We start from the raw sequence: 21973 nt of genomic DNA, 5'->3' as shown, positions 1-21973 counted from the left end.
TTAAAAACATTTAATTTTAAAGAGGTTTCATGTATAATAGTTTCAGTCATAAACGATAGAATAGTAAGGAGGGTTAGTTTTGGCTAATGATAACCAAAATAACCAAGATCCCAAATCTTCGCTTAGAGATCAAGTAACTGGGTCTTTAAAAGGTAGAAATGATGGCGATCAACCTGATTCCTCTGAAAAAAATGATAGGTCTCCCCAACCTTCATCTGATGAATCACAAGAAACAGCGAGCCGCACAACACAAACACGTGCAGGTTCTAGAGCTGCTCGAAGACGTGGGAAAGACAAGACAACACAGACAGTCGAAGAGCCAACCCCGATTGAAACAGACGAAAAGCCAACAAATACAAAAAAACAAACACGTAAAAAAGAAGATCGTTTAGTCGGTCGTATCGTGTTAATTGTAGTTTCTGTATTGGTTTTAATGATGGCAATCTTTGGGTTTACTTTTTATAAATATGTAGACGCTGGGCTACAACCACTAGACAAGAACAATAAGAAGCTTGTTCAAGTGCATATCCCAGAAGGATCTTCTAATAAGCAAATTGCTGCGGTTTTAGAAGAAAGCAACGTCATTAAAAGCGGAATGGTTTTTAACTACTACGTAAAATTTAAAAACTTAACAGATTTTCAAGCGGGCTATTATCAAATGTCTCCAAGCATGACACTCGATGAAATTGGTGAAATGCTAAAAGAAGGGGGCACGCCAGAACCAACTAAAATCGCAGATGGCAAAGTAACGATTCCTGAAGGCTACGATATAGATAAAATTGGCGAAGCTATTGAAAAAAATACGGATTTCAAGAAAGCAGATTTCATTGCATTAATGAAAAATGAAGACTTCTTCAATCAAATGAAGGCTAAGTATCCTGATTTACTTGAAAGTGCTGCAACCGCAGAAGGTGTTCGTTATCGCTTAGAAGGCTATTTATTCCCGGCGACTTATGATTACTACAAAAAAGCAACACTTCCTGAATTTGTCGAACAGATGGTTGCTAAAATGAACACAGTAATGGAACAATATACGCCGACAATTCATGCAAAGAATTTAACCAATCAGCAAGTCTTAACGTTAGCTTCATTGGTTGAAAAAGAAGGAGTCAAAGAAGCAGACCGCAAACAAATTGCGCAAGTATTCTTTAACCGCTTGGCTGCCGATATGCCGATCCAATCAGATATTTCTATTTTGTATGCTCTAGGAGAACACAAAGAAACTGTAACGTATGCTGACTTGGAAGTGGACTCGTCTTATAACTTGTATAAAAATACTGGTTATGGACCAGGACCATTAGATAGCCCAAGTGAGGAGTCAATTAAAGCAGTCTTGAATCCGACACCAAGTGACTATTTATACTTTGTAGCAGATATTTCTACAGGAAAAGTATACTTCTCAAAAACATATGAAGAACATCAAGTATTAGTAGATCAGTATGTCAATAATTCAAGTAGTGAATAAAATGAAAACATAAAAGAGCTTGGTGAATCAATTTTGTATGATTCACCAAGCTTTTAGATACTCAAAAAGTAATCTGTTTAACAGAGGGAAAGAGTAGCAACTAGAAATTTATATAAATAAAATTTAGCAAAATCACAAAAATTCAATAATTATATTTACAATTTAGAAAAAGCGTGGTACTCTTTTGTGGATTGAAAGCGGAATTTTTTTCAATAACCAACCAAGAACTATGTATCGTTAAGCGAAAAAGGAGAATTAACATGGTAGAAAAAGTATATCCAATGACTCTTGAAGGAAAAGAAAAATTAGAACAAGAGCTAGAAGAATTAAAAACAATTAAACGTAAAGAAATCGTAGAGCGTATTAAAATCGCTCGTAGCTTTGGGGATCTTTCAGAGAACTCAGAGTATGAATCAGCTAAAGATGAACAAGCTTTCGTTGAAGGACGTATTACAACGTTAGAAAATATGATTCGTTTTGCAGAAATCATCGATAATGATGGCGTGGACCAAGACGAAGTTTCCATCGGTAAAACAGTTACTTTCCAAGAATTGCCTGATGGAGAAGAAGAGGAATACACAATCGTAGGAAGTGCCGAAGCCGATCCATTTTCTGGTAAAATTTCTAACGATTCACCGATTGCACAAGCCTTAATTGGTAAACAATTAGGCGACCAAGTGATTATTGCAACACCTGGTGGCGACATGACAGTTAAAATTACAAAAGTTGAAGCAAACTAAATAATTGAGTAGGGCAGGCAGCTTCCAAGGCCTGTCCTTTCGCAATCTAAGATATTTAGGGCTAAAGTCCTATGGTAACCTGAGGCGCAAACCACTATGATTAAATAAAATAAACGAGTAAAATAAATGACATAGGGAGGAGGCAAATCTATGAATAACCCTTGGCGCTTTTTTATCGTCGCAGAAGCATTACTTTTTATTCTGGCGTTATGGCAAATTGTACATAATCCTGGATTAGCTGTTTTATTAACAATTGGCGTTTTACTTGTGGCCTACGTTTCCAGGAAAGCATCTAAAACACATTTTAACAACTTTCAATTCGTCCTCGGCGTTGTTTTTATTGTCATTGGTGCAATGAACAGCACGGCTGTTTGGTTTATGTTGATTTTTGGCGTACTCTTTATCGGCTTAAAAGGCTTTGAGATTTCAGGCGTGGATATAGCTGAGCGAGCACCTTGGCGAAAAAAACAAATGATTATGGTGGAGACGGCGGCAAAAGAACCTAAAAATGGCAAACGATTTAAACGCCGCTGGTTTGCCAACGAACGCATTGGTAACAATATCTATGAATGGGACGATATCAATATTGATTTAATCTCTGGGGACACCATTATTGATTTAGGTAATACGCTACTACCGAAAGAAGACAATATTATTATTATTCGTAAAGGTTTTGGCCGCACGCGAATTCTAGTGCCGTTAGGTGTAGCTATTTTGTTAGAACATTCAACTTTTTACGGAACGGTACGTTTTGAAGAAGAAAAATATCAATTGAAAAACGAATCATTAAAAATTTACAGCAATGATTACGATACCAATCTTCGTCGTTTGAAAATTATGACGAACACTTTAGTAGGAGATGTTGAGGTGATCCGTGTATGACCGATCGGATTTCAAGACGCATGATTTCATTATATGCGTCCCTTAGCACCTTTATTGTTATCTTAATTACATTGTTTTCATATTTTCATTCGATTAAACAAAACCGGTGGTTATTAGAGCTTCTTCAGAGAAAAGTCTTTTATCTACCACTAATTGTGCACATTGTTCTCATATCCTTACTAATAGGCTTATTGACCTTTTTACTGATTTCATTGGTTCAAAAAGGGCAATATGGACGGATTGAAGAAAAACTTCGGTTATTGGCCAATGGTAATTATGAAAGTCCAGTCTTAAACAAACCAACGACCAGTGAAAATCAAGATCATTATCTAACCGAAGTCGAACAAGATATTTGGTCGATTAAAAATAAATTATTAGAGATGTCTAAAGAATTGCAATTATTAAACAGTCGGCCGCAATTAATGGATGGGCAAACAAAAGAAGAAATTTTAGAGAACGAGCGGCATCGTTTGGCGCGGGAGTTGCATGATTCAGTCAGTCAACAACTTTTTGCAGCCATGATGATGTTGTCTGCCTTAAATGAACAAGCACAACGAACAGAAACCCCGGAACCATATCGTAAACAACTAGCCATGGTGGCAGAAATCATTAATGCCTCCCAATCGGAAATGCGCGCGTTACTATTGCACTTGCGTCCTATCAGTCTAGAAGGAAAAAGTTTGCGTAAAGGTATTGAACAATTACTGAAAGAACTACAAACAAAAATTAAAATTGAATTGATTTGGGATGTTGAAGATGTTCATTTAAATAGCAGCATTGAGGATCATCTTTTCCGAATTGTGCAGGAGTTACTTTCAAATACCTTAAGACATGCCAAAGCAAAGGAATTAGAGGTATACTTACACCAAGTCGATAAAAACGTGTTATTGCGTATTGTTGATGACGGTGTCGGCTTTGATATGAAGGAACAAAGTAATAAAGCCGGTAGTTATGGCTTAAATAATATCCGAGAACGTGTTGTCGGCATGGGCGGTACAGTTAAAATTATTAGTTTTAAAGGGCAGGGAACCAGCGTTGAAATTAAAGTTCCTGTCATAAAGGAGGAAACTGCAAGTGATCAAAGTAATGTTAGTGGATGACCATGAAATGGTCCGTTTAGGCGTTTCATCATATTTATCTATTCAAGAGGATATAGAAGTCGTAGGCGAAGCAGAAAATGGTAAGATTGGCTATGAAAAAGCATTGGAACTACGTCCAGATGTTATTTTGATGGATTTGGTAATGGAAGAAATGGACGGCATTGATTCAACAAAAGCGATCTTGAAAGATTGGCCAGAAGCCAAGATTATTATTGTGACGAGTTTTATTGATGATGAAAAAGTGTATCCGGCGATTGAAGCTGGTGCAGCGGGCTACCTATTAAAAACATCAACAGCACATGAGATTGCTGATGCAATTCGGGCGACTTATCGCGGAGAGCGTGTGTTGGAACCTGAAGTGACGCATAAGATGATGGAACGGTTAACAAAAAAACAAGAGCCGGTGTTGCATGAAGATTTGACAAATCGAGAACACGAAATTTTAATGTTGATTGCACAAGGTAAAAGTAATCAGGAAATAGCTGATGAACTCTTTATCACTTTGAAAACAGTTAAAACACATGTTTCAAACATTTTAGCAAAACTAGATGTGGATGATCGGACCCAAGCGGCGATTTATGCTTTTCAACATGGTTTAGCCAAATAAATATCAGATAAATCCATAAATAAATTCTAGGAAATCCTTCTAGGAATTTATTTATGGATTTGTTATACTAATTTTAACGAACAGACAGGAGCGGTCAGAAGAAATGAAACAAAATTTTGCAATTATTGGTTTAGGACGTTTTGGCGGCAGCATATGCCAAACTTTGGTGGAAGCTGGTCAAGAAGTTTTGGCCATTGACAGCAGTGAAGACCGTGTCAATGAATATATGAATATTGCAACGCATGCAGTGGTGGCTAACGCTCAAGATGAAATGACGTTGCGTTCTTTAGGGATTCGGAACTTTGATCACGTAGTGGTGGCAATTGGTGAAGATATTCAAGCGAGTATTTTAGTAACATTAATGGTTAAAGAGATGGGGGTTCCCAATGTCTTAGCCAAAGCAGTCAATGAATATCATGCCCGTGTCTTAGATAAAATTGGGGCAGACATGGTCGTTCACCCAGAGCGGGATATGGGTATTCGAATTGCTCACAAACTTGTTTCACGCAATATTTTAGATTATATTGAATTATCTAGCGAATTTTCATTAGCTGAGGTTCGGGTCACCAATCCTAAATTTTACAATAAAACCTTAGCAGAATTAAATTTCCGTCAACGATTTGGTTTAACTGTGGTAGCGATTCGCCGCTCGAAAACAGAAGTAATTGCTTCGCCAGATGCTTCTGAAATTGTTCGAGAAAACGACAATTTATTAGTTATCGGTGATACCGCAGACGTTGATTTATTAGATGAAAAAATGAATGGCTAAGCACTTTATTCTCTAAAAGCACTGCGCTGTGCTACAATAAATGGCGACAGAGATGTGAAGGAGGAACAAAGAATGAAATTAGAAGTGACACCGAAAGCCCAACAATGGTTTAAAGAAGAAACCGGGGTTCAGCCTGAGACAGGCATTCGTTTTTTCGGAAAAATTTATGGAAAAACACCTGTTCATGATGGTTTTTCCATTGCGATGTCTGTAGAAGCGCCAGATGAGCCAATGATTAAAGAGAACCTAGATGGGATTACCTATTTTATTGAAGAAACAGATGATTGGTTCTTTAAAGGGTATGATTTGCTTGTTGATTATGATGAAAAGAATGATGAACCGCGTTATCAATTTGAAGCAAACCAAGAAGATTTAACAAAATAATTTTAGTGCTAAACAAAAGAGGCTGAAGTAGTGCGTAGGACTATTTCTGTTGCTTTCGTTTAACCGCTAGTCAACCTGAGAAAAAATCGTTTTGGATTTTTTCTCAGGTTCTTTCTATTTAATTAAGCTATTCTTAATTGGATATCGTTATTTAATAAGGCTATCATATGGTATAATGATAATTAACTGAAGTGTGGAGGAAATAAAATGCTATCAATTGTTGTCCCTTGTTATAATGAGGAAGCAGCGATTCCGCTGTTTTTTGAAGAAGTAGAAAAAATTAGCCAGCAACTATCTCATTCAGTAGAATATATATTTGTGAATGATGGCTCAAAAGATAATACGTTAGCTGTTTTAAGACAGCTTTATCGCGAACATCCAGAGAAGGTCCGTTATCTTTCTTTTTCACGAAATTTTGGGAAAGAAGCGGGCTTATACGCTGGTTTAAAAGAAGCAACAGGTGACTTAGTGACAGTCATGGACGTTGATTTACAAGACCCGCCTGAGTTATTACCTCAAATGATTGAGATGATTGAAACCAGTACAGATTTAGATTGTGTTGGCACACGACGCATAACAAGAGACGGCGAACCGCCCATTCGTAGCTTTTTTGCACGGATGTTCTATAAACTCATTAATCGAATTGCTGAGACGGAAATGGTGGATGGTGCCCGTGACTTTCGTGTCATGACCCGACAAATGGTCGATGCGATTTTAGAGTTATCTGAGTATAATCGTTTTTCAAAAGGGATTTTTAGTTGGGTCGGCTTTAAAACAGAATATATTGAATTTAAAAATCGAGAACGAATTGCTGGAGAAACCTCTTGGTCTTTCTGGAGTCTATTAAGTTATTCAATTGACGGGATTGTCAATTTTTCAGAAACACCATTGAATATTGCTTCATACGTTGGCGCCTTTTCGTGTGTTGGTTCTGCACTAGCAATGTTAGTGATTATCTTTCGAACATTAGTTAATGGTGATCCAACAAGCGGCTGGCCTTCAATGGTTTGTATTGTACTTTTTGTAGGTGGTTTGCAACTATTATGTTTAGGAATTATTGGCAAATATATCGGCAAAATTTTCTTAGAAACGAAAAAACGACCAATTTATATTGTAAAGGAATCAGAAAAAGATTCTAAAAAATAACCAAAAAAGCAGAGAAAAATTCTCTGTTTTTTTGTTGCGCATTAAAAAAAGTGTGAATAGACTTTTCAGAAAAACAACATTTTTTACATAAAAAATACATTAACTTTACCTATTTTTATCTTAATGAAACAGCTTTGCTCTCGCGGTTGCAAGAAATAAATGTTAAAATCAAAAGGTATGCTATTAAATGTTTTTTTGGAGGTTGGGTCATGATAGAAGTTATCGACTTGAAAAAAGTATTCGATAATGGGTTTGAAGCGTTAAAATCGGTCAATTTTACGATTGAGCAAGGGGACTTGGTTTGTTTGTTAGGACCAAGTGGGTGTGGGAAATCCACAATTTTAAACTTAATTGCAGGTTTATTACATCCAAGTGATGGAGATATTCAGTTTCGACAGCAGTCGGTTGTCAAAACAGCACCAAAAGATCGGAACATCGGGTTCGTTTTTCAAAACTATGCCTTATATCCACATATGACTGTTCTAGAAAACGTAATGTTTCCTTTGACGGTAGGAAGTAAGAAAGTTCCCAAGGCAGAGGCACAAGCTATTGCCGAAGAATATATGAAACTAACGAATATTGAAGAGTTAAGCCATAAAAAGCCAGGCACACTTTCTGGTGGTCAACAACAGCGTGTTGCGATTACCCGGGCGTTAGTTCAAAAACCAGATGTTTTATTATTAGATGAGCCTTTAAGTAACTTGGATGCACGTTTGCGTTTGAAAATTCGTGAAGAAATCCGCCGCTTGGTGAAAGAAGTAGGCATTACAACAATCTTTGTAACGCACGACCAAGAGGAAGCGCTATCAATCAGTGATAAAATTATTTTATTAAACGAAGGGGTTATTCAACAAAATGATGAACCTCAAAACCTTTACTTAGAACCAAATAACTTATTTGTTGCTCAGTTCATAGGTAACCCAATTATTAATTTATTGTCTGTTGAAGTGAAAGACGGCAAAATGTACCACGAAAGTTTTGAAATTCCGCTTGAGCGTTTTGAGCAAGCACGCTTTAAAATGCCAATGACTGACGGGAAATATACGTTTGCTTCTCGTCCAGAAGATGTGGTACCAACTGAAACAGGTCTCTTTACCACAACGACAGATTTAGTGGAATTGATTGGTCGAGAACGTATTTTACGATTTACATTAGGAAATGAACAAGTGAAATCAATTGTAAGTGTAGAAGAAGCGATTGAAGAAGGAGACACTTTATCTTTTGATTTTTCATATAAAAAAGTATTTATCTTTAACGAAGCGGGAGACCGGGTTTACTAATGAAAAAATACAATCCAGAAAATCAACCAAAAGCATGGCTCTTCCTTCTGCCATCATTAGGAATCATTTTACTGTTTAGCGTTTATCCGCTGTTTCGTTCTTTGTGGATGAGCTTCCAAAAAGGTTCCTTAATTAACCAACGCTACGCTGGTTTAGAAAATTATCAACGTGTATTGAATGATCCAATCTTCTATAAAGCGTTAAAAAATACAGCGCTCTATGCATTTGCTGTGGTACCGATTGCCTTGATAATTTCCCTAGCAATTGCTTGGATTATCTTTGAAAAAGTTAAACATAAGAGTTTCTTTGAAACGATTTTCTTTATGCCTTATGTAACGAGTACGATTGCCATTGGGATTGTCTTCCGTTACTTCTTTAATGGCGATTATGGAATTGTCAATTACGTCTTAGGCTTTTTCGGCATTCCTTCTGTCAACTGGCTAGATAATGTTCAAATGAGTATGCCGACATTGATTATTTTTGGGGTTTGGACGAGTTTAGCATTTAATATTATTATTTTGTTGGCGGGCTTGAGAAATATTGATGAAGAACATTTTAAAATTGCAAAAATGTTTGGCGCCTCAGACGGCGAAATTTTCCGACGTATTACGTTTCCGCAGCTAGTCCCGACCATTGCCTTTTTATTAACGGTCAATTTAATTGGCGCCTTTAAAGTTTATACACAAGTTTATGCTTTATTCGGTGGTCGTGCGGGGATTGCCAACAGTGCCACAACCGCAGTGTACTATATTTATGACAAATTCCACATTGCAGGGCGTCCCGGAATTGCGATGGCCGCCACAGTGATTTTATTTGTGATTATTTTAGTGGTCACTTTCTTACAAAATAAACTCTTAAAGAAAGTGGGGCAATAAGCCAATGAAAAAAGTTTTAACGATTATCGCATTTGTTTTCTTAGGCATTTTAGCCGTTATTACGTTATTTCCATTTGTCTATATGATTTTAGCTGGTTTAATGAGTTACTCTGAAGCGACCAGCATGCCGCCAACCATGTTTCCGAAACAACCACAATGGCAAAACTACACAGAGGTCTTTCAAAAAGCACCCTTTCTTCGGTATTTCTTGAACACAGTCTTTGTTTCAGGCGTTACAACGATTGCTACGGTAGTCACCGCCGTGTTAGCTTCATTCGCATTAACGAGTTTGAAGTTCCGTTTTAAAAATGTGGTCATTGCTTTGATGATTTCGTTGTTAATGGTTCCGTATGAATCTATTATTTTTACCAATTATCAAACGATTGCGCAATTAGGTTTGTTAAATACTTACAGCGCCTTAATTATTCCATTTTTAACTAGTATTTTTTATATTTACTATTTAAACGGGTATTTAAAAGGTATTCCTGATACTTTTTACAAGGCTGCCAAGATTGATGGCGCTAGTGATTTAGAATATATTTGGCGTATTTTAGTACCAATGTCAAAACCAGCGTTGGTAACAGTAGGGATTTTAACATTCATTTCTAGTTGGAATTCTTTCTTGTGGCCATTGTTGGTGACGAACGAGAAAAAATACCGTCTATTGAATAATGGACTATCGGCCTTTGCGACAGAGAGCGGTAGTGACGTACATTTGCAAATGGCTGCTGCAACATTAACCGTTATTCCAATTTTAATTATTTACTTGATTTTCAGAAAAGAAATTATCAGAGGAGTTGCAAAAAATGGAATCAAAGGCTAAAACAACTGTGACTTTTCACAGTGGCATTTTAACAATTGGAGGAACCGTGATTGAAGTGGCGTATAAAGATGCCCACATCTTCTTTGATTTTGGTACAGAATTTCGACCAGAATTAGATTTGCCCGATGATCACATTGAAACCTTAATTAATAATCGTTTAGTGCCAGAATTAAAAGACTTATATGATCCACGTTTAGGTTATGAATATCATGGTGCAGAAGACAAAGAGTATCAACACACCGCTGTTTTCTTATCTCATGCCCATTTAGATCATTCGCGCATGATTAATTATTTAGACCCAGCTGTTCCGTTGTACACATTAAAAGAAACGAAGATGATTCTAAATAGTTTAAATCGCAAAGGTGATTTTTTGATTCCATCACCGTTTGAAGAAAAGAATTTTACCCGAGAAATGATTGGTCTTAATAAAAACGATGTGATTAAAGTTGGCGAAATTTCAGTGGAAATCGTGCCTGTTGATCATGATGCGTACGGTGCTTCGGCATTACTGATTCGCACGCCTGACCATTTCATCACATACACAGGTGATTTGCGCTTACATGGCCATAATCGTGAAGAGACTTTAGCTTTTTGTGAAAAAGCTAAACATACTGAATTATTAATGATGGAAGGCGTAAGCATTAGCTTCCCAGAACGTGAACCAGATCCAGCCCAAATAGCGGTTGTCAGTGAAGAAGATCTTGTTCAGCACTTGGTTCGTTTAGAACTAGAAAACCCGAATCGACAAATTACCTTTAATGGTTATCCAGCAAACGTGGAACGTTTTGCTAAGATTATTGAAAAGTCACCACGTACAGTCGTTTTAGAAGCAAATATGGCTGCGTTGTTACTTGAAGTATTTGGAATAGAAGTTCGTTATTATTATGCTGAATCTGGTAAAATACCAGAATTGAATCCAGCGTTAGAAATCCCGTATGACACGTTACTAAAGGACAAAACAGACTATTTGTGGCAAGTTGTGAACCAGTTTGACAACCTCCAAGAAGGTAGTTTATACATTCACAGTGATGCGCAACCGTTAGGGGACTTTGATCCACAGTATCGCGTGTTTTTAGATTTGTTGGCTAAAAAAGACATTACTTTTGTCCGTTTAGCTTGTTCAGGACATGCAATTCCAGAAGATCTGGATAAAATTATTGCATTGATTGAACCTCAAGTATTGGTTCCAATCCATACGTTAAAACCAGAAAAACTGGAAAACCCGTATGGTGAAAGAATATTGCCAGAACGTGGCGAGCAAATTGTTTTATAAATTTTTTTAAGGGAGAGAAAAAAATGAAGTTCAAAACTCTAGCAACAACAGTGTTAGCAACCGCAGCTATTTTCGCATTGGGGGCTTGTGGTAACGGTAATGGGGCCAAAGAATCAAACGATATTGTGAAAGAAGTGAAGGAAGATACGACAATCACTTTCTGGCATGCAATGAATGGGGTTCAAGAAGAAGCGTTAACAAAATTAACGAAAGACTTCATGAAAGAAAATCCAAAAATTAAAGTGGAATTACAAAATCAATCTGCTTACCCTGATTTACAAGCCAAAATCAATTCGACTTTAACTTCACCAAAAGATTTACCAACAATTACGCAAGCGTACCCAGGCTGGTTATGGAATGCTGCACAAGATGAAATGTTAGTGGACTTAAAACCATATATGGATGATGACACAATCGGCTGGAAAGATGCAGAACCAATTCGTGAAGTATTGTTAGACGGCGCCAAAATCGACGGCAAACAATACGGCATTCCATTTAATAAATCGACAGAAATGTTATTCTATAATGCTGATTTGTTGAAAGAATATGGTGTTGAAGTACCGAAAACATTAGAGGAATTAAAAGAAGCTTCTAAAACAATTTACGAAAAATCCAACAAAGAAGTCGTTGGTGCTGGTTTTGACTCGTTAAATAACTATTACGCAATTGGAATGAAAAACAAAGGCGTTGATTTTAATAAAGATTTAGATTTAACAAGCAAAGATTCACAAGAAGTCGTGGACTATTACCGTGATGGTATCGAAGCAGGTTACTTCCGCACAGCTGGTTCAGATAAATATTTATCTGGCCCATTTGCAAACAAAAAGGTAGCAATGTTTGTCGGTAGTATTGCTGGTGCTGGTTTTGTTCAAAAAGATGCTGAAGCTGGTGGCTATGAATACGGTGTTGCACCACGTCCTGAAAAAATCAACTTACAACAAGGAACAGATATTTATATGTTCGATAGTGCTACGCCAGAACAACGGACAGCGGCATTTGAATTCATGAAATTCTTAGCTACTCCTGATTCACAATTGTACTGGGCACAACAAACAGGTTATATGCCAATTTTAGAATCTGTTTTACACAGTGATGAGTACAAAAACTCTAAGACAACCAAAGTACCTGCACAACTTGAAAACGCAGTAAAAGATTTATTCGCTATCCCAGTAGAAGAAAATGCTGATTCAGCCTATAATGAAATGCGGACAATTATGGAAAGTATTTTTGCTTCATCAAATAAAGACACGAAAAAATTATTGAAAGATGCAACATCACAATTTGAACAAGCATGGAACCAATAATCAATAAATAAACAGACGTGGGAGGTTGGGATCTGAGTCGTTATGGCTCGTGTTCTAACCTTCCTGTTCTTTTGGGCGGAAGAAGGAGAGAAACAAAATGCAAATAAAAATTTTAGCAACAAGTGATATGCATGGGTACATTATGCCAACAAGTTATAGTGAAAAAAAGATGGATTTACCTTTTGGAACCGCAAAAGCAGCAACCATGCTGAAAAAGTTACGGGCGTCTGCCAAAGGACCAGTTTTTCAAATTGAAAATGGGGATTTTATTCAAGGTTCGCCGCTTAGTTACTACGTAAGAAAAGCAGAAACACATTCAGTGGAAGCCATCACTAAAATCATTAATCAAATGAATTATGATGTTAGCATTTTAGGTAACCACGAATTTAATTACGGATTAGATTATTTAAAGGAAACAATTGCCAGTTATCAACAGCCAGTTTTAGCTGCCAATATTCTTGGTAAAGATGGACAACCTTATTTCGGTCAGCCGTATGTCATCATAGAAAAACAAGGGGTTAAAGTAGCCATCCTTGGCGTGACGACTCAATATATTCCTCATTGGGAACAGCCGGCAACAGTCAAAGATTTAACGTTTAAAAGTGTCGTTGAAACAGCGGCGGAATACGTGCCAAAACTGCGGGAAGAAGCGGACCTAGTTGTTGTCGCTTACCATGGCGGTTTTGAAAAAGATTTAGAAACAGGGGAACCCACGGAATTACTAACAGGAGAAAATGAAGGCTACGATTTATTGGAAAAAGTTCCTGGGATTGATGCCTTAGTCACTGGTCACCAACATCGAGAAATTGCTACAAAACTGAATGGAATACCTGTGATTCAACCAGGTTTTCGAGGAGCTTTCGTTGGAGAAATTACTTTAGAAATTGAACCTATGGCTAAAGGCTATCGCGTTATTGGAAGTGACGCAGCTATTCATCCTGTTGGAAACGAACAACCAGATACAGAAGTTTTAGCTTTGACAACAGCGTTACATGACGAGGTAGAAGAGTGGCTTGACCAACCAGTGGGAAATGTGGAAGGGGATATGACGATTCAAAATCCGAATGCCGTACGCCTCAAAGAACATCCATATATAGAATTTATTAATAACGTCCAAATGGCTTCAAGCGGAACGGATATTTCAGGGACTGCACTTTTTAACAATGAAGGCAAAGGGTTTAATAACCAAATTACGATGCGCGATATCATTACTAACTATATTTATCCAAATACCTTGGCTGTATTGCGTGTCACTGGACAAGACCTCCGTGAAGCGTTAGAACAAAGCGCTACTTATTTTGTGTTAGAAAAAGGCCAACCAATTTTTAACCCGAAATATGTTGATCCAAAACCACAATACTATAATTATGATATGTATGAAGGCATTGAGTATACGCTTGATTTAAGACAACCGTTTGGTGAAAGAGTGACGAAACTTAATTATCATGGTAATGCAGTGCAAGCAGAAGATGTTTTGGAAATCGTGACAAATCAATACCGTGCAGTCGGTGGCGGAAACTATCAAATGTTCCAACCTGAAAAAATTATTCGAGAAATCCAAATTGATATGACGGAACTGATTGCAGAATATTTAAAAAAACATCCAATCATTCAAGCGTCGACAAATGATAACTTCAAGGTTATCTGGTAAAAAATAGCAAAAAAAGCCTTCAACCATGCAATTACTTGAAAGATGGTTGAAGGCCTTTTTTGAGTTAATAGCCTTTTTTTAAGGAAACTTGGTTTTTGACGAGGGTCTGATCCGTCACAAATTGATTTAAGTTTGGAATAAAAATCGCCAGTAATTTTGATTTGAACTTCGGTGTCATGCCAGAAATATGAGGTGTTAATAAAACATTCTTCATCTCCCATAAAGGGCTATCTTCGGGAAGAGGTTCTTCTTCAAAGACATCTAAGGCAGCAAAAGCAATGGTTTTATTGTTTAAGGCAGTTATCAAATCGTTCGTTGCTACTGAGGCGCCGCGACCAACATTTACGAAAATTGTTTCAGGAGCCATTTTTTCAAAAAGTGCCTGATTGTATAAATGTTTTGTTGTTTCAGTCAAAGGAAGAATGTTCACAACAATGGACATTTCATGGATAATTTTACTCATATTCTTCTGTGAATAGCATTCAATGAAGCCTTCCGTCACATGTCCAGAGGTATTCACGCCATAAACTTGAAGATTTAAACCTTTAGCAAATTTAGCTAATTGTTGTCCGATTTGCCCGGTGCCTACGATTAACATTTTTTGCCCAGAAAGTTGTTGATAGGAAGGGGCTGTTTGATTCCATGTGTGTTGCATTTGTTGTTGGATACTTTCTTGCAGTCCGCGGGTATGTGCTAATAAAACGCCTAAAACATGTTCTGAGATAGAAACACTATGGATTCCGCTACCATTAGACAACAGAATGCCCTTTTCTCTTAATTTATCAAAATCCATATAATCAGCACCAGCAGAAATGAGCTGAATCCATTTTAGGTGACTAGTATCAGAGGCTAATAAACGCGGACCAATTTCTTTATGCCAGCCTAACATAATTTCGATGGCCTCTTCTTCAGCAGAGGATAAATAATCGGTAGATGTTTTAACTAGATAATTGGGTGCCACAGCTTTCACTTGTTCCAGTTGTTCTTCGTTGAATACTTCATTTAAATAAATAATTGGTTGGTTCATCTTTCTTCCTCCTAGCACTTTTTATTGTATCAAAAATAAATTTAAAAGAGAAAAAGAAAGGCTTTTCAGTAAAGCAGAAAACCAAGGACAAAAATCCGATTTAGATTTTTGTCCTTGGCTTAAAAACTGCTAAAGTCCAGTGCTAACCTTATTTAGGTACGCCGTTTTCAAATAAACTTGTACTATGAACTGGTTGACGTCGAGCATCGGGCCGTAAGTAATGTAAAGCATTATTTACGGCAGTAGGTGCCTCACCAAATCCTGTAGCGATTAATTTCACTTTTCCCTCATAGGAACAGATATCCCCTACAGCGTATACACCAGGAATGTTAGTTGACATATCGGAATGAACATTAATAGCATTTCTAGAAACGTCTAATCCCCATTCTTTGAGGTGTGTTAAAGAAGAAGTGAAGCCATAATTGATAATTAAATCATCCAGAGGGAGATCCAATGTTTGGTCACCTTTTGTCTCCGTTAATTGGATGCCTGTGAACGTTTCATTTTCCTTTAAAATATCACTAATGATATAAGGAGTTCTGATAGAAACGCTAGATTTTTCCAGTTGTTCCACGCTATGTTCGTGGCCGCGAAATTGTGGGCGACGATGGATAATAGATACTTCTTCTGCAACGTTTTCTAGCATTAAAGCCCAATCAATTGCGGAATCGCCGCCACCAGCAATCGCAACTTTTTTGCCAGCGAATTTTTTCATGTCAGTCACATAATAATGGATTGACTCACCTTCAAAGGCTTCAACATTTTCGATAGCTAAACGTCGAGGTTGGAAAGCGCCGTTACCAATCGCAAAGATAACCGTTTTAGAATAATGTGTGCCTTTAGTTGTGTCTAAGCGCAAAAGTCCATCTGCTCCCTGTGCAAGGTGTGTGACCTCTTCTTCCAAGCAAACATCGTGCTGAAATGGCTGCATCTGTTTTTCCAAATTGGCAATTAACTCACCGGCTTTAATAGCAGGGAATCCAGGAATATCATAAATATATTTTTCGGGATACAGCATTGTTAGCTGACCACCTAATTGTGGCAGGCTATCAATGATTTTCGTTTTCGCTTTACGAATTCCCGCATAAAAAGCGGCAAATAATCCAACAGGACCGCCGCCGATAATCGTTAAATCATAAATATCTTTTTCATCAGACATTTGAAAATTCCTCCTAATTCATTTAGGGTTGAGACAACTATTGATCGTTTTGCGAACACTTCACAAAATAGCACGGCTTTTCGAAAAAAGCAAGTTTGGCTAACGAATCAAAGCATTCTTTAATCATTGGAAAAAGATCATAGCAATTTTCAGCATTTTTCGATATGATGGAACTATAAAATAATTATCTAGGAGGACATTCTCATGTCACAATTTCCACAATTAGATTTAGAAAATGCTAAAGGCCCAAAAGCTGTCATTAAAACAAACCGAGGCGACATCACTGTTCAATTATTCCCAGAACAAGCGCCTAAAACGGTTAAAAATTTTGTTGAATTAGCGAAAAAGGGCTACTATGATGGCGTTATTTTCCATCGTGTGATTCCTGATTTTATGATTCAAGGCGGTGACCCAACCGGAACAGGAATGGGCGGCGAAAGTATTTATGGAGAAGCATTTGAGGATGAATTTTCTCGGGATGTTTTCAATTTGCGTGGCGCATTGTCAATGGCAAATGCTGGTCCTAACACAAATGGCAGCCAATTCTTTGTTGTTACTAATCAAAATGTTCCAGCTCAAATGATGAGTCAGTTAGAAGATGCTGGTTTTCCAGAAGAAATTATTGAAGCTTACAAACAAGGCGGAACACCTTGGTTAGACTTCCGTCATACTGTTTTTGGTCATGTGGTTGATGGTATGGATGTAGTGGATGAAATTGGTGGAGTCCAACGGGATGCCCAAGACCGTCCAACATTTGACGTCGTGATGGACACAGTTGAAATCATTGGTGAATAAGTTTAACCAATTGAAAAAGAGAGTACCAACGAGGGACAAATTCGTTGGTACTCTTTATTTTTTTCTTAAAACGACTAACTTTTTTTTAAAAGCGTCCAAATCGCTTCTTTTAATGAAGTCTTTATAGGATACTGAGTGAAAGAATAGAAGGAGAGGAAGCAAATTTGTTAGAAAAATACAGATATCCAATGGCCTTGGCTTTGTTTGCAGTAATACTCCCATTTATAGGAACGTTTTTTACGTATGTAGATCAGCAAGGAATCGTTCATGAACCAGGATTTTATACAATCATAATTGGAGAAATTTTACTTCTATTTTCAGGTATCTGGTTCGTCAGAGTTTATTTAGCTAAACGCAAAAGAAAGAATTAAAAACAGCTGTCCTAAAAACTAGGACAGCTGTTTTTAATTAAAGGCTTTTTTGATACGTAAAAGGCCTTCTTCGAGAGTTTCTTTTGAACAAGCTAAGTTTAAACGCATGTGTTGAGAACCTTGGGGACCAAAACTAATTCCTGGATTTAGAACCACTTTCCCCTTATGAATTAAGGTATCGCGAAGTTCCCGATCCGTTAGCGAATAAGAACTAAAGTCTAACCATAAAAGATAGGTTCCTTCAGGCTCCATTACACGAACGCTAGGCATCTCTTCACGGAAAAAGGAAAGGGCAAAATCAATATTTTCTTTTAAATAATCCAGTAACGCCGTTAGCCATTCTTCCCCTGTTTGATAGGCAGCTGCCGTTCCCACGTAGCCAAAAGTATTGATACCGCCTTGATGATTTTTGTCTTGTAAAGATACGAAAGATTGCCGTAGTTTTTCATTAGGAATGAACAGCATTGAATTTTTAATCCCCGCTAAATTAAAGGTTTTCGTTGCCGCGGTTAAGGTAACAGTGAATTCCTTAAATGCTTCATCAGCGACAGTGAAGGAAGTGAAGGTATGCGGTTTGAAAATCAAATCCTGATGAATTTCATCGCTAACCACAGTTACTTGGTGTTTTTGGCATAAACGGCCAATTGCTAGCAATTCTTCTTTTGTCCAAACACGTCCACCAGGATTATGGGGATTACAAAAAAGTAACAGTTTCACCTTTTCTTCGATTATCTGTTGTTCCATTTTAACCAAATCAACTTCATAATGTCCGTTAACTTCTAGTAAAGAATGGCGCACAAGTCTACGCTCATTTTGTTTTACCACATCTGCAAAAGGGGGGTAGACTGGATCGCAAATCATGACAGAATCAGCAGGTGCTGTATACGCTTGAACGGCTGTGGCCAAACTGGGTACCACGCCACTATTAAACAAAATTTCTTCTTTTTCAACAATCAATTGATGGTGTTGCCGTTGCCAATCTTGAATTGCTTGATACAGTTCATTAGGTGCAATCGCATATCCTAGAATGCCCTGTTCAATAACTTGTGACAAAGCATCAAGAATAGGCTGATGCACTTTGAAATCCATATCAGCAACCCATAAAGGTAGTAAATCTTTTTCGTGGTAACTCGTTTCAACGGTGTCCCATTTAACACAATTCGTGTGGCGACGATCAATGGTTTCATTAAAATTAAACATAAGATAACTCCTTTTCTTCTATATAAAGTCTTACTTCCTATAGTATAGTAGATTTTGCTTAAAAGATGAAACAATAGTTTTAACAACTAGGGAAGAAATAATGCACAAACGTTGAAAAAATGCTATTATTTTAAATGAGTAGAAACGGAAAAAGAAATTTATCGTATGAAAAGAGGAAATTTGATGAAGTACAAAATTGGTATGGTACTTTCTGGCACAATTACCGGACTTCAACCATATGGCGCATTTGTTTCTTTAGACGAAGAAACACAAGGACTGATTCATGTTTCGGAAGTACAAGCTGGCTTTACTAAAAATATCCATGGACTCTTAACCGTTGGACAAAAAGTAACCGTTCAAGTTATTGATGTTGATGAATATTCTCAAAAGATTAGCTTATCTTTACGAACCCTTGAAGACAAAGTTCATTCAGTGAACCATCGACGCAAAAAATATTTTACGGATAAGAATAAAAAAATTGGCTTTGCAACCTTAGACAAAGAACTTCCAGAATGGATTGATGAAGCAATGGATAAGTTGCTTGAAAAATAATTCTGTATTTTTTCAGAAAGTGTGTTACAATTTCTTTTGTTAGTGAATCTAAAAATTAATTGAGGTGGATGTCGTGTCTAACAAAAAAGTCGCTGGAACAATCATACTGAACTTAAACGATGGTAGTAAAAAATTTTTGATGCATCCAATAGGTGAAGCGATTGAGTTTGCGATGGCAAAAGTTTCTGATGAGATGACGGGTTTAGCTAGTATGCTACAATGGTTCAAAGAAGAGGTTCAATTGGACGTTACTTCAATTAGCTTAGTAGAATTAACTAACGCGCATATCAATAAAGAAAATGTTCCGCTGTTTGTCTTCGAGATGGATGAACAAGCACTTAAAAATGAAATGGATAAAGACTATACATGGGTAGCACCTGCAGAATTAAAAACGATTTGGTCAAAATATCATATTGAAGGTGTCCCAATGTTTTAAACAAAAAAGAAAGAATCTGTCGATAATCGAACAGATTCTTTCTTTTTTTATGTTGTACGTAAAAAAGTTAATCGAACTATTTCAAATATATGATTCAAATTGTTCGATTTTTAGTAAGGAATTAAACTGTTTTGATAGACAATTAGGATTTAAAAAGTTTAAAAACGAAATAATTGAAAAGAATGAAAACAGATTGAAAACTTCTTTTAATTTTTTTGAAAAAAAGTGTTGACCAAACATCAAAATCTTGATATATTATTACATGTCGCAAGGCGAGTCACACAGCTGAGCGATTCAGAAATCAATAATTAAATAACAATTCTTGATTTCAAATCTCTCGAAAAAAGTTTGAAGAAACAACAAAAAAGTTGTTGACAAATAACAAACGAGATGATAAGATATAGAAGTTGTCACAACAGACAACAACAACCAAGCAAAACAACTTAAAAAAACTTTTTCAAAAAAGTTCTTGACATTCAAACGAAAGTTTGTTATGATATAAAAGTTGCTGCGAGGTAACGTAGACCTTTGAAAACTGAACAAAGAATAGACGAACCAAATGTGTAGGGCGTCTTGATTCAATTCAAGACAACAAACATTTTTAACAAGCAAGCAATATGCTAGCAAACAAATTGAGCTTAACAATCGCAAGATTGTTCTAACTTTTATTATGAGAGTTTGATCCTGGCTCAGGACGAACGCTGGCGGCGTGCCTAATACATGCAAGTCGAACGCTTCTTTCCTCCCGAGTGCTTGCACTCAATTGGAAAGAGGAGTGGCGGACGGGTGAGTAACACGTGGGTAACCTACCCATCAGAGGGGGATAACACTTGGAAACAGGTGCTAATACCGCATAACAGTTTATGCCGCATGGCATAAGAGTGAAAGGCGCTTTCGGGTGTCGCTGATGGATGGACCCGCGGTGCATTAGCTAGTTGGTGAGGTAACGGCTCACCAAGGCCACGATGCATAGCCGACCTGAGAGGGTGATCGGCCACACTGGGACTGAGACACGGCCCAGACTCCTACGGGAGGCAGCAGTAGGGAATCTTCGGCAATGGACGAAAGTCTGACCGAGCAACGCCGCGTGAGTGAAGAAGGTTTTCGGATCGTAAAACTCTGTTGTTAGAGAAGAACAAGGACGTTAGTAACTGAACGTCCCCTGACGGTATCTAACCAGAAAGCCACGGCTAACTACGTGCCAGCAGCCGCGGTAATACGTAGGTGGCAAGCGTTGTCCGGATTTATTGGGCGTAAAGCGAGCGCAGGCGGTTTCTTAAGTCTGATGTGAAAGCCCCCGGCTCAACCGGGGAGGGTCATTGGAAACTGGGAGACTTGAGTGCAGAAGAGGAGAGTGGAATTCCATGTGTAGCGGTGAAATGCGTAGATATATGGAGGAACACCAGTGGCGAAGGCGGCTCTCTGGTCTGTAACTGACGCTGAGGCTCGAAAGCGTGGGGAGCAAACAGGATTAGATACCCTGGTAGTCCACGCCGTAAACGATGAGTGCTAAGTGTTGGAGGGTTTCCGCCCTTCAGTGCTGCAGCAAACGCATTAAGCACTCCGCCTGGGGAGTACGACCGCAAGGTTGAAACTCAAAGGAATTGACGGGGGCCCGCACAAGCGGTGGAGCATGTGGTTTAATTCGAAGCAACGCGAAGAACCTTACCAGGTCTTGACATCCTTTGACCACTCTAGAGATAGAGCTTTCCCTTCGGGGACAAAGTGACAGGTGGTGCATGGTTGTCGTCAGCTCGTGTCGTGAGATGTTGGGTTAAGTCCCGCAACGAGCGCAACCCTTATTGTTAGTTGCCATCATTTAGTTGGGCACTCTAGCGAGACTGCCGGTGACAAACTGGAGGAAGGTGGGGATGACGTCAAATCATCATGCCCCTTATGACCTGGGCTACACACGTGCTACAATGGGAAGTACAACGAGTCGCTAGACCGCGAGGTCATGCAAATCTCTTAAAGCTTCTCTCAGTTCGGATTGCAGGCTGCAACTCGCCTGCATGAAGCCGGAATCGCTAGTAATCGCGGATCAGCACGCCGCGGTGAATACGTTCCCGGGCCTTGTACACACCGCCCGTCACACCACGAGAGTTTGTAACACCCGAAGTCGGTGAGGTAACCT

22 protein-coding genes and 1 rRNA gene (1 of these 23 only partly in view) are annotated in these 21973 nt (G+C 38.0%); 20 read left to right on the top strand and 3 right to left on the bottom strand.

The genetic code is table 11. The annotated features are described in order from the left end of the window. The first annotated feature begins 79 nt into the window (after positions 1-79). From mltG to IGM09_RS10955, 14 genes are all read left to right on the top strand, one after another. Positions 80-1465: an endolytic transglycosylase MltG gene (mltG, locus tag IGM09_RS11020; RefSeq protein WP_002415850.1), complete on the top strand. Its 1386-nt coding sequence runs from the start codon at positions 80-82 to the stop codon at positions 1463-1465. A gap of 260 nt (positions 1466-1725) precedes the next feature. Then, positions 1726-2205: a transcription elongation factor GreA gene (greA, locus tag IGM09_RS11015; protein WP_002355133.1), complete on the top strand. Its 480-nt coding sequence runs from the start codon at positions 1726-1728 to the stop codon at positions 2203-2205. Positions 2206-2355: 150 nt separating this feature from the next. Further along, positions 2356-3087, top strand: coding sequence for a cell wall-active antibiotics response protein LiaF (gene liaF / locus IGM09_RS11010; RefSeq protein ID WP_002381168.1), 732 nt, complete (start codon positions 2356-2358; stop codon positions 3085-3087). After that, positions 3084-4187, top strand: a complete 1104-nt coding sequence (locus IGM09_RS11005) for a sensor histidine kinase (protein WP_002365182.1) — start codon at positions 3084-3086, stop codon at positions 4185-4187. Before liaF ends, IGM09_RS11005 begins: the two co-directional genes overlap by 4 nt. Beyond that, the gene (locus tag IGM09_RS11000; RefSeq protein ID WP_002355137.1) at positions 4162-4794 is read left to right on the top strand and encodes a response regulator; all 633 of its coding nucleotides are present in this window, start codon (positions 4162-4164) and stop codon (positions 4792-4794) included. The genes IGM09_RS11005 and IGM09_RS11000 overlap by 26 nt, the downstream gene beginning before the upstream one ends. A 103-nt stretch (positions 4795-4897) precedes the next feature. Continuing rightward, positions 4898-5563 carry a potassium channel family protein gene (locus tag IGM09_RS10995; protein WP_002355139.1) on the top strand — a complete coding sequence of 222 codons (666 nt, stop codon included), beginning with the start codon at positions 4898-4900 and terminating at the stop codon, positions 5561-5563. Between the two features lie 54 nt (positions 5564-5617). Beyond that, positions 5618-5947, top strand: a complete 330-nt coding sequence (locus IGM09_RS10990; RefSeq protein WP_016616794.1) for a HesB/YadR/YfhF family protein — start codon at positions 5618-5620, stop codon at positions 5945-5947. A gap of 207 nt (positions 5948-6154) precedes the next feature. Further along, positions 6155-7093, top strand: coding sequence for a glycosyltransferase family 2 protein (locus IGM09_RS10985; RefSeq protein ID WP_010707118.1), 939 nt, complete (start codon positions 6155-6157; stop codon positions 7091-7093). 146 nt (positions 7094-7239) lie between these two features. Next, on the top strand, positions 7240-8373 hold the full coding sequence (locus tag IGM09_RS10980; RefSeq protein WP_002385276.1) for an ABC transporter ATP-binding protein: 1134 nt from the start codon (positions 7240-7242) through the stop codon (positions 8371-8373). Further along, positions 8373-9248 (top strand): carbohydrate ABC transporter permease, encoded by an 876-nt coding sequence (locus IGM09_RS10975; protein WP_002355143.1) that lies wholly within the window; start codon positions 8373-8375, stop codon positions 9246-9248. The genes IGM09_RS10980 and IGM09_RS10975 overlap by 1 nt, the downstream gene beginning before the upstream one ends. Before the next feature lie 4 nt (positions 9249-9252). Then, positions 9253-10071: a carbohydrate ABC transporter permease gene (locus IGM09_RS10970; RefSeq protein ID WP_002355144.1), complete on the top strand. Its 819-nt coding sequence runs from the start codon at positions 9253-9255 to the stop codon at positions 10069-10071. After that, positions 10055-11344, top strand: coding sequence for an MBL fold metallo-hydrolase (locus IGM09_RS10965; protein ID WP_002359171.1), 1290 nt, complete (start codon positions 10055-10057; stop codon positions 11342-11344). The genes IGM09_RS10970 and IGM09_RS10965 overlap by 17 nt, the downstream gene beginning before the upstream one ends. Before the next feature lie 23 nt (positions 11345-11367). Then, on the top strand, positions 11368-12648 hold the full coding sequence (locus IGM09_RS10960) for an extracellular solute-binding protein (protein ID WP_002359172.1): 1281 nt from the start codon (positions 11368-11370) through the stop codon (positions 12646-12648). A gap of 97 nt (positions 12649-12745) precedes the next feature. After that, the gene (locus IGM09_RS10955; RefSeq protein WP_033625127.1) at positions 12746-14299 is read left to right on the top strand and encodes a bifunctional metallophosphatase/5'-nucleotidase; all 1554 of its coding nucleotides are present in this window, start codon (positions 12746-12748) and stop codon (positions 14297-14299) included. 64 nt (positions 14300-14363) lie between these two features. Here IGM09_RS10955 and IGM09_RS10950 read toward each other — a convergent pair whose 3' ends face one another. Beyond that, entirely contained in the window at positions 14364-15326 is a 963-nt protein-coding gene (locus tag IGM09_RS10950; RefSeq protein ID WP_010707121.1) for a phosphoglycerate dehydrogenase, read from the bottom strand. A 148-nt stretch (positions 15327-15474) separates the two neighbouring features. Beyond that, positions 15475-16485, bottom strand: coding sequence for an NAD(P)/FAD-dependent oxidoreductase (locus IGM09_RS10945; RefSeq protein ID WP_033625126.1), 1011 nt, complete (start codon positions 16483-16485; stop codon positions 15475-15477). 204 nt (positions 16486-16689) lie between these two features. Here IGM09_RS10945 and IGM09_RS10940 point away from each other — a divergent pair, with 204 nt between their 5' ends. Both IGM09_RS10940 and IGM09_RS10935 read left to right on the top strand, forming a co-directional pair. After that, positions 16690-17280 carry a peptidylprolyl isomerase gene (locus IGM09_RS10940; protein ID WP_002355150.1) on the top strand — a complete coding sequence of 197 codons (591 nt, stop codon included), beginning with the start codon at positions 16690-16692 and terminating at the stop codon, positions 17278-17280. Positions 17281-17444: 164 nt separating this feature from the next. Next, entirely contained in the window at positions 17445-17651 is a 207-nt protein-coding gene (locus IGM09_RS10935) for a DUF3955 domain-containing protein (protein WP_002355151.1), read from the top strand. Positions 17652-17684: 33 nt separating this feature from the next. Here IGM09_RS10935 and IGM09_RS10930 read toward each other — a convergent pair whose 3' ends face one another. After that, positions 17685-18851: a MalY/PatB family protein gene (locus tag IGM09_RS10930; RefSeq protein WP_002368299.1), complete on the bottom strand. Its 1167-nt coding sequence runs from the start codon at positions 18849-18851 to the stop codon at positions 17685-17687. Between the two features lie 183 nt (positions 18852-19034). Between IGM09_RS10930 and IGM09_RS10925 the strand changes: the two genes are divergently transcribed. The 4 genes from IGM09_RS10925 to IGM09_RS10910 form a co-directional block, all read left to right on the top strand. Then, complete coding sequence (locus IGM09_RS10925; RefSeq protein WP_002365178.1) at positions 19035-19403, top strand: CvfD/Ygs/GSP13 family RNA-binding post-transcriptional regulator; 369 nt, start codon at positions 19035-19037, stop codon at positions 19401-19403. 64 nt (positions 19404-19467) lie between these two features. After that, complete coding sequence (locus IGM09_RS10920) at positions 19468-19839, top strand: hypothetical protein (RefSeq protein WP_002385270.1); 372 nt, start codon at positions 19468-19470, stop codon at positions 19837-19839. Then, a complete protein-coding gene (locus tag IGM09_RS10915) occupies positions 19823-20071 on the top strand; it encodes a hypothetical protein (RefSeq protein ID WP_002392518.1) in 249 nt (82 codons plus the stop codon). Before IGM09_RS10920 ends, IGM09_RS10915 begins: the two co-directional genes overlap by 17 nt. Positions 20072-20505: 434 nt before the next feature. Then, positions 20506-21973 (top strand): 16S ribosomal RNA (locus IGM09_RS10910); it runs 93 nt beyond the window's last position.

The organism is Enterococcus sp. DIV0167 (assembly GCF_050541555.1).
Classification (GTDB): domain Bacteria; phylum Bacillota; class Bacilli; order Lactobacillales; family Enterococcaceae; genus Enterococcus; species Enterococcus faecalis.
This window is presented reverse-complemented; position numbering and strand designations above follow the sequence as displayed.

Excerpts from the sequence above, each read along its gene's own strand:
- greA (WP_002355133.1), top strand. The coding sequence starts at position 1,726 with ATGGTAGAAAAAGTATATCCAATGACTCTTGAAGGAAAAGAAAAATTA.
- IGM09_RS10940 (WP_002355150.1), top strand. The coding sequence starts at position 16,690 with ATGTCACAATTTCCACAATTAGATTTAGAAAATGCTAAAGGCCCAAAA.
- IGM09_RS10930 (WP_002368299.1), bottom strand. The coding sequence starts at position 18,851 with ATGTTTAATTTTAATGAAACCATTGATCGTCGCCACACGAATTGTGTT.
- IGM09_RS10950 (WP_010707121.1), bottom strand. The coding sequence starts at position 15,326 with ATGAACCAACCAATTATTTATTTAAATGAAGTATTCAACGAAGAACAA.
- liaF (WP_002381168.1), top strand. The coding sequence starts at position 2,356 with ATGAATAACCCTTGGCGCTTTTTTATCGTCGCAGAAGCATTACTTTTT.
- IGM09_RS11005 (WP_002365182.1), top strand. The coding sequence starts at position 3,084 with ATGACCGATCGGATTTCAAGACGCATGATTTCATTATATGCGTCCCTT.
- IGM09_RS10985 (WP_010707118.1), top strand. The coding sequence starts at position 6,155 with ATGCTATCAATTGTTGTCCCTTGTTATAATGAGGAAGCAGCGATTCCG.
- IGM09_RS10965 (WP_002359171.1), top strand. The coding sequence starts at position 10,055 with ATGGAATCAAAGGCTAAAACAACTGTGACTTTTCACAGTGGCATTTTA.
- IGM09_RS10995 (WP_002355139.1), top strand. The coding sequence starts at position 4,898 with ATGAAACAAAATTTTGCAATTATTGGTTTAGGACGTTTTGGCGGCAGC.
- IGM09_RS10960 (WP_002359172.1), top strand. The coding sequence starts at position 11,368 with ATGAAGTTCAAAACTCTAGCAACAACAGTGTTAGCAACCGCAGCTATT.
- IGM09_RS10955 (WP_033625127.1), top strand. The coding sequence starts at position 12,746 with ATGCAAATAAAAATTTTAGCAACAAGTGATATGCATGGGTACATTATG.
- IGM09_RS10970 (WP_002355144.1), top strand. The coding sequence starts at position 9,253 with ATGAAAAAAGTTTTAACGATTATCGCATTTGTTTTCTTAGGCATTTTA.
- IGM09_RS10925 (WP_002365178.1), top strand. The coding sequence starts at position 19,035 with ATGAAGTACAAAATTGGTATGGTACTTTCTGGCACAATTACCGGACTT.
- IGM09_RS10945 (WP_033625126.1), bottom strand. The coding sequence starts at position 16,485 with ATGTCTGATGAAAAAGATATTTATGATTTAACGATTATCGGCGGCGGT.
- IGM09_RS10975 (WP_002355143.1), top strand. The coding sequence starts at position 8,373 with ATGAAAAAATACAATCCAGAAAATCAACCAAAAGCATGGCTCTTCCTT.